The 12807-nt window shown below is 71.2% G+C and carries 9 protein-coding genes; 6 read left to right on the top strand and 3 right to left on the bottom strand.

Going from position 1 to position 12807, the window contains the following annotated elements:
• Positions 1-136 precede the first annotated feature (136 nt).
• The 4 genes from NBW76_RS01320 (at position 137) to NBW76_RS01305 (ending at position 4958) form a co-directional block, all read left to right on the top strand.
• Positions 137-847: an HAD family phosphatase gene (locus NBW76_RS01320; RefSeq protein WP_055961735.1), complete on the top strand. Its 711-nt coding sequence runs from the start codon at positions 137-139 to the stop codon at positions 845-847.
• Positions 847-3399 carry a glycoside hydrolase family 65 protein gene (locus NBW76_RS01315; RefSeq protein WP_082481831.1) on the top strand — a complete coding sequence of 851 codons (2553 nt, stop codon included), beginning with the start codon at positions 847-849 and terminating at the stop codon, positions 3397-3399. The genes NBW76_RS01320 and NBW76_RS01315 overlap by 1 nt, the downstream gene beginning before the upstream one ends.
• A 78-nt stretch (positions 3400-3477) precedes the next feature.
• Positions 3478-3906, top strand: coding sequence for a hypothetical protein (locus tag NBW76_RS01310; protein WP_156364731.1), 429 nt, complete (start codon positions 3478-3480; stop codon positions 3904-3906).
• Positions 3903-4958, top strand: a complete 1056-nt coding sequence (locus NBW76_RS01305; protein WP_056553584.1) for an adenosine deaminase — start codon at positions 3903-3905, stop codon at positions 4956-4958. Before NBW76_RS01310 ends, NBW76_RS01305 begins: the two co-directional genes overlap by 4 nt.
• Positions 4959-4974: 16 nt before the next feature.
• Here NBW76_RS01305 and NBW76_RS01300 read toward each other — a convergent pair whose 3' ends face one another.
• Positions 4975-6579, bottom strand: a complete 1605-nt coding sequence (locus tag NBW76_RS01300; RefSeq protein ID WP_082481834.1) for a diacylglycerol kinase family protein — start codon at positions 6577-6579, stop codon at positions 4975-4977.
• Between the two features lie 141 nt (positions 6580-6720).
• On the opposite strand from NBW76_RS01300, the gene NBW76_RS01295 reads away from it, so the two are divergent.
• The gene (locus NBW76_RS01295; RefSeq protein ID WP_056553587.1) at positions 6721-8121 is read left to right on the top strand and encodes an LPXTG cell wall anchor domain-containing protein; all 1401 of its coding nucleotides are present in this window, start codon (positions 6721-6723) and stop codon (positions 8119-8121) included.
• Between the two features lie 74 nt (positions 8122-8195).
• Here NBW76_RS01295 and NBW76_RS01290 read toward each other — a convergent pair whose 3' ends face one another.
• The gene (locus NBW76_RS01290) at positions 8196-9302 is read right to left on the bottom strand and encodes an inositol-3-phosphate synthase (RefSeq protein WP_055961716.1); all 1107 of its coding nucleotides are present in this window, start codon (positions 9300-9302) and stop codon (positions 8196-8198) included.
• Positions 9303-9360: 58 nt separating this feature from the next.
• Positions 9361-9930, bottom strand: coding sequence for a PadR family transcriptional regulator (locus tag NBW76_RS01285; protein WP_055961713.1), 570 nt, complete (start codon positions 9928-9930; stop codon positions 9361-9363).
• 273 nt (positions 9931-10203) lie between these two features.
• Here NBW76_RS01285 and NBW76_RS01280 point away from each other — a divergent pair, with 273 nt between their 5' ends.
• Positions 10204-12363, top strand: a complete 2160-nt coding sequence (locus tag NBW76_RS01280; RefSeq protein WP_056553592.1) for a transglycosylase domain-containing protein — start codon at positions 10204-10206, stop codon at positions 12361-12363.
• Positions 12364-12807 lie beyond the last annotated feature (444 nt).

The following is a 12807-nucleotide window of genomic DNA, read 5'->3' as shown; positions in this document are numbered from 1 at the left end:
CCAGCATGGTCGCGGACGGCCCGGCCCACCACTTCGGGGCACGAGGGAGGGGTCACACCCGGGGAGTACCCGCCGGCCCGACCCGCAATCGGACGCCGTTCACATCGGCGACACGAGGCGGGCCTACGCTTCTCGGGTGGACTGGAGCGACTACGACGCGGCCCTCTTCGACCTCGACGGTGTCATCACCCCGACGGCCGAGGTGCACATGCGCGCCTGGAACCAGATGTTCAACGACTTCCTGACGGCGCGGGGGGTCGAGGAGCCGTACACCGACGACGACTACTACCGGTACGTCGACGGCAAGCCGCGCTACGACGGCGTGCGCTCGTTCCTGGCCTCGCGCGACATCGAGCTGCCCGAGGGCACGCCCGACGACGCCCCCGAGGAGGAGACCGTCGGCGGGCTCGGCAACCGCAAGAACGTGGCCTTCGAGGAGGTCCTCGACCGCGACGGCGTGGTCGCGTACCCGGGCTCCGTGGCGCTCGTGGAGCAGCTGGCCGCCGCCGGCACGCAGATGGCGATCGTCTCCAGCTCGCGCAACGCCCCCAAGGTGCTGCGCGCCGCCGGGCTCATCGACCACTTCCCGGTGATCGTCGACGGCGTCGTGGCGGGGGACCGCCAGCTCGCCGGCAAGCCCGCGCCCGACACCTTCCTCTTCGCCGCGCAGCAGCTCGACGTCGAGCCGTCGCGAGCCGTGGTGCTCGAGGACGCCACCTCGGGCGTCGCCGCCGGCCACGCCGGACGCTTCGGCCTGGTCGTGGGCGTCGACCGCGGCGCCGGAGCCGACGCGCTGCGCGAGCACGGAGCCGACGAGGTCGTGAGCGACCTGCGAGACCTGCTCTGATGTCGCCGCTCGACCAGCCCGCGCCCGGCACCGACGAGGACCGCGGCTTCGGCCCCTCGCACGAGGCGCCGCCGGTGCGCGACTTCCTCGACCGCTCGCGCTTCCCCGTGGACCCGTGGAAGCTCACCGAGGTCCGCTACGACAGCAGCGACCTGGGCCTCACCGAGACCGTGTTCGCCGTCGGCAACGGCTACCTCGGCCTGCGCGGCAACGTGGAGGAGGGTCGCGACTCCCACACGCACGGCACGTTCGTGAACGGCTTCCACGAGACGTGGCCGATCCAGCACGCCGAGGAGGCGTTCGGGTTCGCCCGGGTCGGCCAGACGATCGTCAACGCCCCCGACGCCAAGATCATCCGGCTCTACGTCGACGACGAGCCGCTGCTGCTCTCGGTGGCCGACCTGCTCGGCTATGAGCGCAGCCTCGACCTGCGCGAGGGCGTGCTCCGGCGGAGCCTGCTGTGGCGGACCCCGTCGGGCAAGCGGGTCCGGATCGAGTCCACCCGCATGGTCAGCCTGGCGCAGAAGCACCTCGCGATCATGACCTTCGAGGTCACGCTGCTCGACGACTCCGCGCCGGTGGCCATCTCGTCGCAGATCCTCAACCGCCAGGACGGCGAGGACGAGTACCACGTGCGCGCCAGCGCGATGGGCGAGGGCAAGGTCGGCGAGGGCAACGACCCCCGCAAGGCCGAGCGGCTCCAGCGCCGTGTGCTCGAGCCCCACGAGCAGCTCGGCGAGCCCGACACCGGACGCGTGGCGCTGGGGTACCGGTGCGCCGAGAGCGGCATGACGCTCGCCGTGATGGCCGACCACGACCTGCAGACCGAGAACATGGTCACGAGCCGCGTGGTCACCGGCGACGACCTCGCGAAGACGACGTTCCGGATCGCCGCCGAGCCCGGCGTGCCCATCCGGCTCACCAAGACGGTGGCGTACCACACGTCGCGCGGGGTGCCCTCGCGCGAGCTGCTCGACCGCTGCCGACGCACTCTCGACCGGGTGCGCGAGCAGGGCGTGGAGCAGCAGACGAGCGACCAGCGCGACTGGCTGACCGCGTTCTGGCAGCGCGCCGACGTGGAGGTCCCGGGCCAGCCGGAGATCCAGCAGGCCATCCGCTGGAACCTGTTCTCGATCGTGCAGGCGTCGGCGCGGGCCGAGGGCCAGGGCATCCCCGCGAAGGGGGTCACCGGCTCGGGCTACGGCGGCCACTACTTCTGGGACACCGAGGTCTACGTCATGCCGTTCCTGACGTACACGACCCCGAGCGCGGCCCGCAACGCGCTGCGGTTCCGCTACTCGCTGCTCGACGCGGCCCGCCGTCGCGCCGACCAGCTCGCCCAGAAGGGCGCCCTGTTCCCGTGGCGGACCATCAACGGTGAGGAGGCGTCGGCGTACTACGCGGCCGGCACCGCGCAGTACCACATCGACGCCGACATCGCGTACGCGCTGAGCCAGTACATCGGCGCCACGGGCGACACCGAGTTCCTCGACCGCCAGGGCATCGACATCTTCGTCGAGACGGCCCGGCTGTGGGCCGACCTCGGCTTCTGGCGCAGCGAGGAGGGCGGGACCTTCCACATCCACAGCGTCACCGGTCCCGACGAGTACACGACGGTCGTGAACGACAACCTGTACACGAACGTCATGGCGCGCTTCAACCTGCGCCGGGCGGCCGAGGCGGTCCGCACCCTCCAGCACGCCAACCCCGCCGCCTACGAGGCCGCGGCCGAGCGGCTCTCGCTCACCGAGGAGGAGGTCGAGGAGTGGGGACGTGCCGCGCGTGGCATGAGCATCCCGTTCGACGAGCACCTCGGCATCCACCCGCAGGACTCGCACTTCCTCGAGCGCGAGATGTGGGACCTCGACCACACGCCGCTCGACAGCCGCCCCCTGCTGCTGCACTACCACCCGCTGGTCATCTACCGGTTCCAGGTGCTCAAGCAGGCCGACGTCGTGCTGGCGCTGTTCCTGCAGGGCGAGGACTTCACGCCCGAGCAGAAGCGCGCCGACTTCGAGTACTACGACCCGATCACCACGGGCGACTCGACGTTGTCGGCCGTCGTGCAGTCGATCATCGCGGCCGAGGTCGGGTACCACGACCTGGCGTACCGCTACTTCCTGTCGGCGCTCTTCGTCGACCTGGCCGACCGGCACGGCAACACGTCCGACGGCGTCCACGTGGCGTCGACCGGTGGCGTGTGGAGCGCCGTGGCCGCCGGGTTCGGCGGGTTCCGCGACCTCGGCGCCGGCCAGTGGTGCATCGATCCGCGCCTGCCCGACGACTGGGAGTCGCTCACCTACCGGGTCACGCTGCGCGGCACCCGGGTGCGCGTGACGGTGCGCCCCGACGAGCTCGACCTCACGGTGGAGGACGGCGACGGCCACCTCGCGTTCGACGTGCGCGGCACCGAGGTCGTCGTGGGCCCGGGCGAGCCGGTCACGGTCGCCCTCGCGGGCCAGGGGCCGCGGCTCGAGGGTGAGCCGCCGAACCCGGCCGGCACGCGCCGCTCCGACGGCACCGTCATCACGGCGATCGTCCCCGGCGCCTGAGGCGGTGCCGGACGGGTCGCGCGCCGGGCGGGTGCACCGTCCGGTCGCGCCTGCGGGCACCTGCCTAGACTGACGGACGTGTTGATCGTGAGGTACGAGGTCAGTGACGGCAGGTCGGGCGAGGACGTCGTGCTCGTCGACCAGAAGTGGTCGTTCGGGCGTTTCGGTGGTGAGGAGACCCCCACCGTCGAGACCGACGACCGGCGGGTCAGCCGCGGCGCCCTGGTGATCCGCGACAGCGGCCCCGGCCCGGTCGTCTTCCGGGGGCAGCGCGGCGAGCAGGCCCGGGTGGGCCTGGTCTCCGACGACGGCAGCACCGAGTGGCTCGAGGAGGGCAAGGCCGGCAACCTCACGGCCACGGCCCGTCGGGTCACGTTCGACCTCGACGACGAGAACGTGCTCACGCTCGAGGTCGACTTCGCCGACCGCGGCAGCGTGGTCGAGCGCCAGCAGCAGGCGGCCCAGCCCCACCTCTCGGTGGTGCCCGAAGCGACCGACGTCCCATGAGCGGACGGAGCGCCGACGACGCCGGAGCCGCCCACACCGGTTCGGTCGACATCGCGTTCCTCCAGCAGCTCCCGAAGGTCGAGCTGCACGTGCACCACGTCGGGTCGGCATCGATCGAGGCGGTCTCCACGCTGGCCCAGCGCCACGAGGGCAGCACGCCCGTGCCGACCAACCCCACCGCGCTCGCCGACTACTTCCGGTTCACCGACTTCGCGCACTTCATCGAGGTCTACCTGTCGGTCGTGGACCTGCTGCGCACGCCCGACGACCTCTGGACCCTCACCCACCAGGTGGGCACCGATCTCGCGGCGCAGAACGTGCGGTACGCCGAGCTGACGCTCACGCCGTACACGTCCATCGTGCGCGGCATCCCCGCCGAGGCCTACCTCGAGGCCGTCGAGGACGCCCGCCGTCGGGTGGAGGCCGAGACCGGCCTGGTGCTGCGCTGGATCTTCGACGTCCCCGGCGAGTCCGGGGTGGAGGCGGCCGACGTGACGCTCGACGTCGCGCTGCGGCTGCGGCCCGACGCGCTGGTGGGCTTCGGCCTGGGCGGCCCCGAGGTCGGCGTCCCGCGGCCGCAGTTCGCACGGCACTTCGACGCCGCCCGCGCCGCGGGGCTGCGCAGCGTCCCGCACGCGGGTGAGTCCACCGGCCCGCAGACGATCCGCGACGCGATCGAGCACCTCGGGGCCGAGCGCATCGGCCACGGCATCGCGGCGGCGCAGGACCCCGAGCTCATGGCGCTGCTCGCCGAGCGCGGGATCGTGCTCGAGGTGTGCCCCACGTCGAACGTGTGCACCCGTTCCGTCCCGTCGCTCGCCGAGCACCCGCTGCCCACGTTGGTGGCCGCCGGGGTCCCGGTGACGATCAACAGCGACGACCCGCCCATGTTCGGCACCACCTTGTCGCGCGAGTACGCGGTGGCCGCCGACCTGCTCGGCCTCGACCGCGCGGGCGTCGTCGACCTGGCGAGGGCCGCCGTGGACGCGTCCTTCGCGCCCGAGTCGGTCACGGCCGCCCTGCGCGCCGAGCTCGACGCCGTCGACGCCTGACCCCCTCGGCCGGGGGCTACGCCTTGGTGGTGGGGACGACCGGGACGCGGACGAGGAGCACACCGGGACGGACCTCCGCGGTGATCTCGGTGCCCTCGTCGACGGGGTCGCCGTCGAGCTGCATGGGGGTGGGGCCCGAGGCCTTCACGTGCACACGTCGGCCGGTGAAGCGGTCGAGGCGGTCGTTGGTGCGCTTGCGGCGGGCGATCACGCGCAGGGCGATCGAGACCCAGCCGAACAGCCGACGCGGTGCGATGACCACGACGTCGAGCTCACCGTCGTCGACCTGGGCGTCCGGCAGCAGGGGCAGACCGGCCTGCAGGAAGCCGACGTTGCCGATGACCACGGTGCGGGCACGGAAGGTCCGGGGCTCAGCGTCGTCGACGGTGATGGTGACCTTCATGCCCGGGAAGCGCAGCGCCTTGACGCCGGAGACGAAGTACGCGGCCCAGCCGACCTTCTTCTTGAGCTCGTCGTTGACGCCGGTCATGATCATGGCGTCCATGCCGAGGCCGGCCATGACCAGGAAGCTGGTGTCGACACCGGCGTCGGTGGTGAACCGGGCCAGGTCGATGGCCTTGTCCTGGCCGCCGAAGGCGACCTCGAGCGCGTCGCGCGGGTTGAGCGGCACGCCGAGGTTGCGGGCCAGCAGGTTGCCGGTGCCGTGCGGGATGATCGCCACCGCCACGCCCGTGCGGGCCGCCTCCTCGCACACCGCGCGGACGGTTCCGTCGCCACCGGCGGCGACGATCAGGTCCACGTCGGCCTCGAGCGCCGCCTGCGCCTGCCCGTAGCCGGGATCCTCCACGGTGGTCTCGAACCACAGCGGCTCGTTCCACTCGTTCTGGTCCGCCACGAGTCGCACGCGCGTCTTGAACTCCTCGACGTCGGCGACCTTCGACGGGTTCAGCACGACGGCGGCACGCTTGCGTCCGGTCCCGGTGAGCACGGCGAGCTCCGAGGGCAGGCGGCTGGCGTCGGTGGCGACGACCAGCCAGAGGGCCACGGCCACCAGGGCGCCGAAGGCGAGACCCGCCGTGACGTCGGTGAGGTAGTGCACCCCGAGCAGCACCCGGTCGGCCGCGGTGACGAGTGCGAGCAGGGTCCAGAGGGAGAGCAGGATGCGACGCTTCCAGCCGCGGCCGGTGGCCACGATGGTCAGCATCGCCAGCACGGTGAACAGCACCCCGGCGCCGGCGGCATGGCCGCTCGGGAACGAGTACCCGCCGATCTCGTGGACCGGGTCCTCCCAGGCCGGACGGGGTCGCGCGAAGACGAGCTTGACGAGTGCGTTGCCGCCGATGGCCACCACACCGCTCAGCACGACCCAGATCCCGATGCGCCACTCGCGGCGCCCGAACGCGATCGCGGCGACGACGGCGAGCGCGATGCCCACACCGACGTTCGACAGCACGAGCGCGATCACCTCGAGCAGGTCGACCAGCCACGGACGCGAGTAGCTGATGTCGAAGGCGGCCTGCGCGACCTCGCCGTCGAGGTCCTGCGAGGCGTCGGTGACCACGAGCGTGGCCAGTGCCGCGAGGAGCACCACGAGCGCGACGAGGACGGCGGCGTACACGCCACCACGCACGGACTCGGCGCGGCGCAGGTCGATCGACACGGTCGAACCTTATCGACAGCTCGGTGCTTCCTCGCGTCGAGACCGATCCAGGGTGGTGCGGGACCATGCCGAAGGACCCCGGAGCTGGACGAAGAGTTCAAAACACGTATGGGGGCGCAGCGATCGACCTAGTCTGCGCTCATGACCCACCTCCCCCGCGCATCTGCGCGTGCTGCCGCCCTCCTGGCCGGCGCCATGCTCTGCGTCGTCGTGACCCCCGGCGCAGCCCTGGCGGACGAGTCCGCCGAGCCCATCACCACGACCGAGTCGGCCCCGGCGCCCGAACCCGCCAGCGAGTCGGCCCCCGAACCCGCCACCGCCTCCGCGCCCGAGGCGGCACCCGCCTCCGCCTCGGCACCCGAGGCGGCACCCGCCTCCGCCTCGGCACCCGCGGCGGCACCTGCGCCGGCCTCGGTCGGCCGGAGCGCCGAGGGGCCCGTGACCGCCCTGGCCGCACCCGATCCCACCGACGCCTGCTTCCCCGGCGCGTGCATCAGCAACGGCACCGTCCATCTGGGCGTGAACGACGAGGGCTCGCTGATCGTGTACGACGGCGAGGCCGGGGAGCTCGTCGGCCTGCAGCAGGAGTCGACCGGCAACGACGGCCTGCGAGCCGGCGGACCGTACGAGGGATGGGGCGTGGGTGACGCCGGGACCGGTGTCAGCGGTCAGAGCCTGAAGGCCCTGGGTGGCAGCAGCAACCTCACCGTGGAGTCCTTCGACGTCACGCCGACGACCGCCACCTCCGTCGTCACCGTGGGTGACCCGCAGGCGCCCACCTTCCGGGTGACCCATGCCTTCACCCCCTCGCTGCTCGACCCGAACGTGTACGTCATCCGCGTGCGCATCGAGAACCTGACCGACGGCACGCTCGACGACGTCCGCTACCGCCGCGTCATGGACTGGGACGCCGAGCCGACGGCCTTCTCCGAGCTCGTCAGCGTGGTGGACCGTGACGTGGCGGTCGTCGGTGCCGGCACGGACTTCGTCGACGCCAACGTGCTCGGGAGCGACTTCGGCACGGAGCAGGGCGACGTCGACGACCGGGGTCCCGACGACCTGGTCGCCCACTTCGACCTGGGCTTCGGCTCGCTGGCTGCGGGCGACTTCGTCGAGTTCTTCCTCTTCTACGGCGTGGCACCGACGGAGGCCGAGGCACTGGACTCGCTGGCCACCGTCGGCGCCGACTCCTACTCGACCGCGCGTCCGTCCAGCAGCGACGACGGCGCCCCCGGGACCTACTTCTTCGGGTACAACCCGTTCCCCGAGGGCCTCGAGGAGGCGCCTGTCGACCCGACCGACCCGACGGACCCGACCGACCCGGTCGATCCGACGGACCCGAGCGACCCGGCCGTGTCCGACGGGGGCGACACCTCGAACCGCGTCACGCCGGCCGCGGCGACCGTGCCCGTGTCGGCCGCGGCGCAGCTGCCGGCCACGGGTGCCGACTCGATGGCACCGTTCGTGGTCGCCGGCGTGGCGCTGCTCGCCGGCGGCGTCGCGATGGTCGGTCTCGGCCGTCGCCGCGTCGAGCAGGCGTGACGCACCACCCGTAGACGCGACGGGGCCCGGACACCGTCAGGTGTCCGGGCCCCGTCGTCGTCAGGGGGGAGCGCTCAGCGCTCCTCCTCCCCGCGGATGAACGCCTCGAGCTTCGAGCGGCCGAGGTCGTCGGGGCGCTGCTCCGGCGGGCTCTTCATCAGGTACGACGAAGCGCTCAGCAGGGCGCCGCCGATGCCACGGTCCTTGGCGATCTTCGCCGCACGGATGGCGTCGATGATGATGCCGGCCGAGTTGGGCGAGTCCCACACCTCGAGCTTGTACTCCAGGTTCAGGGGCACGTCGCCGAACGCACGACCCTCGAGGCGCACGTAGGCCCACTTGCGGTCGTCGAGCCACGCCACGTAGTCCGACGGGCCGATGTGCACGTTGCGGTCGTTGGCGCCCACACCGGCGAGCGAGCCGGTGAGGTTCGACGTGACGGCCTGGGTCTTCGAGACCTTCTTGGACTCCAGGCGCTCACGCTCGAGCATGTTCTTGAAGTCCATGTTGCCGCCGACGTTCAGCTGGTAGGTGCGGTCGAGCGAGACGCCGCGGTCCTCGAACAGCTTGGCCATGACACGGTGCGTGATGGTGGCACCGACCTGGCTCTTGATGTCGTCGCCGATGATCGGGACGCCGGCGTCCTCGAACTTCTTGGCCCACTCGGGGTCGGAGGCGATGAAGACGGGCAGGGCGTTGACGAACGCGACCTTGGCGTCGATGGCGCACTGCGCGTAGAACTTGTCGGCCTCCTCCGAGCCCACCGGGAGGTAGGACACGAGCACGTCGGCCTGCGTGTCCTTGAGCACCTGGACGACGTCGACGGCGGGGGCGTCGGACTCCTCGATGGTCTGCAGGTAGTACTTGCCGAGGCCGTCGAGCGTGTGGCCGCGCTGGACCGTGACGCCGGTGGGCGGCACGTCGGCGATCTTGATGGTGTTGTTCTCGCTGGCGGTGGTGGCGTCGGCCAGGTCGAAGCCGACCTTCTTGGCGTCGACGTCGAACGCGGCGACGAACTCGATGTCGTTGACGTGGTAGTCGCCGAACTGGACGTGCATGAGCCCGGGGACGGTGCCCGCCGGATCGGCGTCCTTGTAGTACTCGACGCCCTGGATGAGCGACGTGGCGCAGTTGCCGACGCCGACGATCGCGACGCGGATCTGGTTGGTGGCCGAACCCATGGGTTCTCCTTCGTGACGGGTGATGACGGGTGGATGGATGGTCGTGCGGATGAGGGGGTCAGGTGGGAGGAGGTGGCGGCTCGTCCTGCGGCTCGCGCTCGCGCTCGATGAGCTCGGTGAGCCAGCGGACCTCGCGCTCGACGGACTCCAGGCCGTGGCGCTGCAGCTCGCGGGTGTAGGCGTCGGCGCGGTCGCGGCCGCGCTGGGTGGCCTCGCGCACGTTCTCGAGCCGCTCCTGCAGTCGGCTGCGCCGGCCCTCGAGGATCCTCATGCGCGTGGCACGCTCGGTGCGGGCGAAGAAGGCGAACCGGACGCTGAAGGTCTCGTCGTCCCACGTGGCGGGCCCGGAGTCCTCCATGGCATGGGCGAAGTGCTCCTTGCCGGCGGCGGTGAGGTGGTAGACGATCCGGTTGCGGCGGCCGCGGACCTCGACGGCCGGGTCGTCGTCGGCCTCGATGAGACCGGCCCGCACCAGCGACTTCAGACAGGGGTAGAGCGTGCCGTAGGACAGCACGCGGCCCCAGCCGAGCAGGCTGATGAGCTCCTTGCGCAGCTCGTAGCCGTGCATGGGCGTGTCGTGCAGCAGACCGATGGTGGCGAGCTCGAGGGTCGCTCCGCGACGGGGCATCGCGATCCTCCTGGCCGGCTCGAGAGACGTCGTCGTGACGACTCGGTATATCGGGACGATACATCAGCGCGGCATGACATGAAAGACCGTATGTCAGGTCGGGTGGGTAGGGCGAGACCGTCTGGACGAGACACGTGCCACAGAGCAGGGGGACCGTGCATCATGGCCTTCTCAGGTTGGTCAGGCACACTGGCCTGATGCCGCGCCGTGTCCCGGGCGCACGCACAGCACCACGCCCTGCCAGGAGCAGGGCCGAGACGGAGGAAGTGGTCCGTGGCCACCAGCACGCATCGAACCAAGGCGAAGAGCACCCCGAGCAAGCCGGGCCTGTTCCGTCGCATCAGTGGCGACGGCCCGCGCTGGAAGCAGGTGCTGCGCTGGTTCGCGGTGCTCGTCGTGCTCGGGATCCTGGGCGGCGCGCTGCTGTTCTTCGTGCTCTACCGGGTCATCGAGATCCCCGACGCGAACGCCGACTTCCAGACCCAGACCACCAAGGTCTACTACTCCGACGGCAAGTCCGAGCTGGGCGACTTCGCCATGCAGGACCGTGAGAGCGTCCCGCTCGACGAGATCCCGGCCGTCATGCAGGCCGCCGTGATCGCGGCCGAGGACCGCACCTTCTACGAGAACCGCGGCCTCGACTTCAAGGGCATCGTCCGCGCCGCGCGCGACAACGCCACGAGCGGCCAGATCACCGGCGGCGGCTCCACCATCACGCAGCAGTACGTGAAGGTGCTCTACCTGAACCAGGACCGCTCCTACAAGCGCAAGGTGCGCGAGGCGATCCTGTCGATCAAGATCCACAACCAGCTGAGCAAGTCCGAGATCCTCGAGGGCTACCTCAACACCATCTACTTCGGCAACGGCGCGTACGGCGTCGAGGTCGCGGCCGAGACCTACTTCGACAAGCCGGCGTCCGAGCTGAACTACCCGCAGGCCGCGATGCTCGCGACGGTCATCAACAACCCGACCTACTACGACCCCTACACCGAGGGGGCGGAGGAGCGGATCCTGCCGCGCTACCGCTACGTGCTCGACGGGATGGCCAAGTCCGGTGCGATCACGGCCGAGGAGGCCGCGGAGTTCCAGGAGCGGCTGCCGAAGTTCGCCGAGAAGAAGAACGCCAACCGCTTCAAGGGCACCAAGGGCTACCTGCTCGCCCTCGTGCAGAAGCAGCTGCAGGACGCCGGCTTCAGCGACAACCAGATCCTGGGTGGCGGCCTGCGCGTCGTCACGACCTTCGACAAGCGTCTGCAGGCCGACGCCGTCGACGCGGTGGAGAACACCGTCCCGCAGGACCTCGACGAGCTCAACGTCGGCCTGGTGTCGGTCGAGCCGGGCACCGGTGACGTCAAGGCGATGTACGGCGGCAAGGACTACCTGGAGAGCCAGCTGAACTGGGCCACCTCCAGCGTGCAGCCGGGCTCGACGTTCAAGGTGTTTGCGCTCGTGGCGGCGCTGGAGGACGGCTACAGCCTGCGCACGACCCTCAACGGCAACTCACCGGTGCGCATCGGTGGTGCCGAGGTCGGCAACCAGGGCGACAGCGGTGGTCAGTCCTTCGGCCGGGTCACGCTCGAGTTCGCCACGCAGAAGTCCATCAACACCGCCTTCGTCGACATCACCCAGCAGATGAGCGGCGGCGCCGACGCCGACATCTCGGTCGGCGCCCGCAAGGTGCTGGAGGCCGCCAACGACGCCGGCATCCCGGCCACGGTGACCGACCAGATCGACCCGGTCGCCGTCACGTCGCTCGGCTATGCCGGCGTGCCCGCGGTCGACATGGCGAACGCCTACGCGACCCTCGCTGCCGAGGGCGAGCGCGCGGAGTGGCACGTGCTGTCGAAGGTGACCAGCGCCCAGGGCGACGAGCTCGAGCTGCCGGCGCGGGAGACCAAGCGCACGATCCCCGAGGACGTCGCCGCCGACACCCTCGCGGCACTGCAGAAGGTCACGCAGGCGGGTACCGGCACGAGCGGGCGCACGATCTGCCCGACGGCCGGCAAGACGGGCACCGCGACGGCCGGCGCCGACGACGACCAGCGCGTCTCGTCGTCGTGGTTCGTCGGGGCCACGCCCAAGCTGGCCACGGCCGTGACGCTCAGCCGCGGCGTGGGCAACGAGGACCTCGAGGGGTACCTCGTGCCCTTCTTCGGTGGCACCTACCCGGCGCAGACCTTCAAGGCGTTCATGGACCCGGCGCTCGAGGGCACCGAGTGCGGCAGCTTCCCGGCCCCGGCCAACATCCGGGCCGACAAGGGCAACACCTACGTCCCGCCCGCGCCCAGGCCGAAGAAGACCGAGAAGCCGAAGCCGAAGCCCGAGCCGACGACCCCGAAGCCGACCACGCCGGCCCCGACCGAGCCCGAGCCCTCCGAGCCCGAGCCGACGCCCACCTTGCCCGGCGGTGGCGGCGGGGGCGGCAACGACTGACTCGTCAGAGGTAGGTCTCGCACCGAATCGGGCAGTCGGAGGTAGGTCTCGCACCTCATGCCTCCGCCATCCGGTGCGAGACCTACCTCCGACGGACCCATCGGGCGAGCGGTAGGTGAGCCGCGGAGTGCCCGTCAGAGGTAGGTAGGCCGCGGAATCGTGACGCCGGCGGTAGCCGAACCGCGGTATGAGGCCCGGTATCCACGCGCCACCTACCTCGGCCCTGCTGATTGCGCGCGCCACCTACCTCCGACGGCTCCCCACGGCGCCGAAGGAGGGCGCGAGGACGACCTAGGCTCCCGCGCGCCCCGAAGCCGGGGTGCTCGGCGAGCCTCTGGCCCGGCCGGCCGGTCGAGGCCTCTCGGGGAGCAGGTCGACCCGGAGCCGCAGCGGCGCAGCCGCAGGGCAGGACCCGACCGGGCCGACGCACCCGCAGGGCAGGAC

The sequence above is a fragment of the Aeromicrobium sp. Leaf245 genome, from assembly GCF_942548115.1.
GTDB lineage: Bacteria > Actinomycetota > Actinomycetes > Propionibacteriales > Nocardioidaceae > Aeromicrobium.
Note: the sequence above shows the minus strand (reverse complement) of the source record. Positions and strands in the feature narration are given on the sequence as shown.